At 72.3% G+C, this 3,111-nt stretch carries 3 protein-coding genes; all 3 read right to left on the bottom strand.

Annotated elements, in window-relative coordinates:
• Positions 1-109: 109 nt before the first annotated feature.
• From EAS64_RS42760 to EAS64_RS42770, 3 genes are read right to left on the bottom strand one after another with little or no spacing between them, the layout of a single operon-like run.
• Positions 110-1,099, bottom strand: coding sequence for a tyrosine-type recombinase/integrase (locus EAS64_RS42760; protein ID WP_145862445.1), 990 nt, complete (start codon positions 1,097-1,099; stop codon positions 110-112).
• Positions 1,096-2,031, bottom strand: coding sequence for a tyrosine-type recombinase/integrase (locus tag EAS64_RS42765; RefSeq protein WP_145862446.1), 936 nt, complete (start codon positions 2,029-2,031; stop codon positions 1,096-1,098). Before EAS64_RS42765 ends, EAS64_RS42760 begins: the two co-directional genes overlap by 4 nt.
• Entirely contained in the window at positions 2,028-2,954 is a 927-nt protein-coding gene (locus tag EAS64_RS42770) for a site-specific integrase (protein WP_145862447.1), read from the bottom strand. Before EAS64_RS42770 ends, EAS64_RS42765 begins: the two co-directional genes overlap by 4 nt.
• Between the last annotated feature and the right edge of the window lie 157 nt (positions 2,955-3,111).

Below are 3,111 nucleotides of genomic sequence, written 5' to 3' on the forward strand. Positions count from 1 at the left end.
GTCCGCTTATGCCGAGGTCCGGATTATGCCGACTGGGTGGGCAGATGCCCTGGTCAGCCGGTTACCGGCCGTTCCTGGGTCGGCATAACCCGGCTGGTCCTGCCCGTGGCTAGAGGTTGTCGAGGAACGCGAGCAGGCTGTCCGGTGGCCGGTAGCGGCCGGGGCTGGTGCCGGGCTGCTGGACGCGGGCGAGGGCCTGCTCTTTGATGCTCATGTCGGCGTGAAGGTAGACCTGGGTGGTTTCGGTCCCTTCGTGGCCTAGCCAGAGGGCGATGACCGAGGTGTCGACGCCGGCCTTCAGCAGCGTCATGGCTGCGGAGTGCCGCAGTGTGTGCGGGGTGACGTTCTTCTCCTTGATGGACGGGCAGGCGTCCGCGGCGGTGGCTGCGTGCTTGGCGACGAGTCGCTCGACGGCGTCGCGGGAGAGTCGGCCGCCGGGCTGGGTGGGGAATAGCGGGCCGGCGGGGTCGGGGTTGAGCTCGGCGAGCCAGGTCCGCATGACCTTGACGGTCTGGCCGGTGAGCGGGGTGGCCCGGTCCTTGCGCCCCTTGCCGTGGCAGCGGACGTGCGGCCCGGCCCCGAGGTGGATGTCCTGGCGGAGCAGGCCGGTGAGCTCCGATACCCGCAGGCCGGTCTGGAGGCCGAGCAGGAGCAGGGCCCGGTCGCGGCGGCCGTGCCAGGTCTGTCGGCCGGGGGCCGCGACCAGCGCGTCGATCTCCTCGGGGGTGAGGTAGCTGACGATCGCGCGCTCGCGCCGTCTTGGCGGAATGGCCAGGACCTGGCTGATGGTGGCGGCGTGCTCGGGTGCCCTGAGGGCTGCGTACTTGAACAGCGAGTGGATCACGGCCAGGCGGGCGTTGCGGGTGGCGCTGCCGTTGCCCCGGTCGTCTTCCAGGTGGTTCAGGAACGCGCCGACCAGGGTGGCGTCGAGATCGGCGATGCTGAGCTGGCTGGGCGGCTTGCCGGTCTGGTCGCGGGCGAAGGCGATCAGGAGCCGGCAGGCGTCGCGGTAGGCGGCGACCGTGTTCGGGCTGGCCTTCTTCTGCCGGGCGAGCCGGTCGGTGAAGAAGCCCTGCAGGACGGGGGCCAGGTCGGTCACTGTCCCGCCTCCTCGTCCGCCCGCTCGATGCGGCCGGCGGCCAGGGCGAGAAGCTCGGGGACGGCCGAGAGATACCAGTAAGTCGACTTCGGGTCGACGTGCCCTAGCCAGGTGGACAGGACCGGGAGCCGGGCCTGGACGTCCCCGCCGTCGCGGTACCAGTCCAGCAGCGTCGCGACGGTGAACACGTGCCGCAGGTCGTGCAGCCTCGGGGCCCGCTGGCCGGGCGCGGCCTGGATTCCCGCCGCGCGGGCGAGCGGGGCGAACGTGTGCGGGAGGTTGTGCCCGTCCAGCGGACGGCCCTGGCTGTTGACGAGGAACGTGTCCGCCGCTGGCTCGGGGAACGCCTCGTCACGGGTCCTGGCATAGGCGCGCAGGGCGGCCTCCGCGGTCGGGTGCAGGAATACCATGCGGGACTTGCCGAACTTGGAGTCCTCGATCACGATCGTCCCGGCGTTCAGGTCGACGTCGTCACGGCCGAGGCGGCATGCCTCGCCCTGCCGCATCCCGGTCACGGCCAGCAGCCCGATCAGCGTCCGCCATGTCCTGGCCCTCAGCGGCGGCGCGAGGTCGCCCGCAGTGCGCATGAGCGCGGCGATCTCTCCCGGGGAGTAGAGGTAGGGCCGGGCCCGTCCCTGCCGCCGGGACAGCACGTCTTCCGGGGGGACCTCGGTGGCCGGGTCGAGTGCCTGCAGGTGCCGGGCGAAGATCCGGACGGTGTCCAGCTTCCGGGCCTGGTAGACCTCATCGCCGCTGCCCCGCCCGGCCTGGGTTGCCCACTCGACCGCCAGCTCAGTGGTCACGCGATCAGCGAAGCGCTCCTCGCAGAACCGGACGAAGCTCATCAGGTGCCGGCCTTGCGTGGTGAGCCTGAACCCGAGTGCGCGGCGCATGGCCAGGTACTCCCCGGCCCGGGCCCGCAGGCCGCTCATGCCGTGCTTCCGGGCCAGGCGCGCGCCAGCGGGCGCAGCGCGTTCTGGTCGACCTTGGCATAAAGCGAGGTGGACAGCATGCTGCGGTGCCGCAGTACCTGCCCGACCTCGGGCAGCGAGGCCCCGGCCCGGAGCATCTCGGTCGCCAGCGCGTGCCGGAACCGGTGCGCTCCCCGCCGCTCCAGGCCGGCCCGCTCGCAGGCCCGGCCCATGACCGACCGGACCGCCTCGGGCGTCAGCGGCCGGTAGGGCCGCCGGACCGTCACGAAGACCGCCCGCGACTCGCACTGCGGCCGGCCGCCCGTCAGCCAGTCGGCGAGTGCCTCCCCGGCCGGGGCCGGCAGCGGGAGCCGCTCGACACGGCTTCCCTTGCCGGTGACGGCGATCTCGCCGGCCCGCCAGTCGATGTCGTCCAGCCGCAGCCCGGCGGCCTCGGCGCCACGCAGCCCGAGCCGGGCCAGCAGCGAAAGGATCGCGTGGTCGCGCAGGCCGGACGCAGTCTCCTGGTCGCAGCCGGCCAGCAGCATCTCGATCTCGGCCGATCCCAGGCCGCGCGGCAGCCCGGACAGCCGCCACGACGCGACCGCCGGGACCGCCCCGGCCAGCGGAACGGCCGTCTTGCCGGTCGCGTGAGCGAACCGCAGGAACGACCGCAGCGACGTCACCATCGCCTTCGCGGCCCCGGTGCTGCAGTCCCGGGACCAGCCCACCATGAACGCGGTGACCCTGCCCGCGTCCAGGCGGCTCACCGCATCCGGGCCGCCGGCCGCCGCCAGGAAGTACCTCGCTTGCTTCGAGTAACAGCGCACCGACACCGGCGACAGGCCCCGCTCCCGGTCCAGCCACGTCCGGAACTCAGCCAGCAGCTCCGCGCTGTCGCCCTCGGCCGCCCGCACGCAGCCGGCACCCACGTCCGTCTCCATGAACATCTCCCCGTCTGGAGGAATCACTGACACCAGCCAGACAGGCACCTCACAAGCGAACGTGCAGGATTATGCCGATAGAAGGCACTCACTCGTAGCCCTGACCAGGGCATCTGCCCACCCAGTCGGCATAATCCGGACCTCGGCATAAGCGGAC

This window comes from Trebonia kvetii, assembly GCF_007827045.1.
GTDB classification, from domain to species: Bacteria; Actinomycetota; Actinomycetes; order Streptosporangiales; family Streptosporangiaceae; genus Trebonia; species Trebonia kvetii.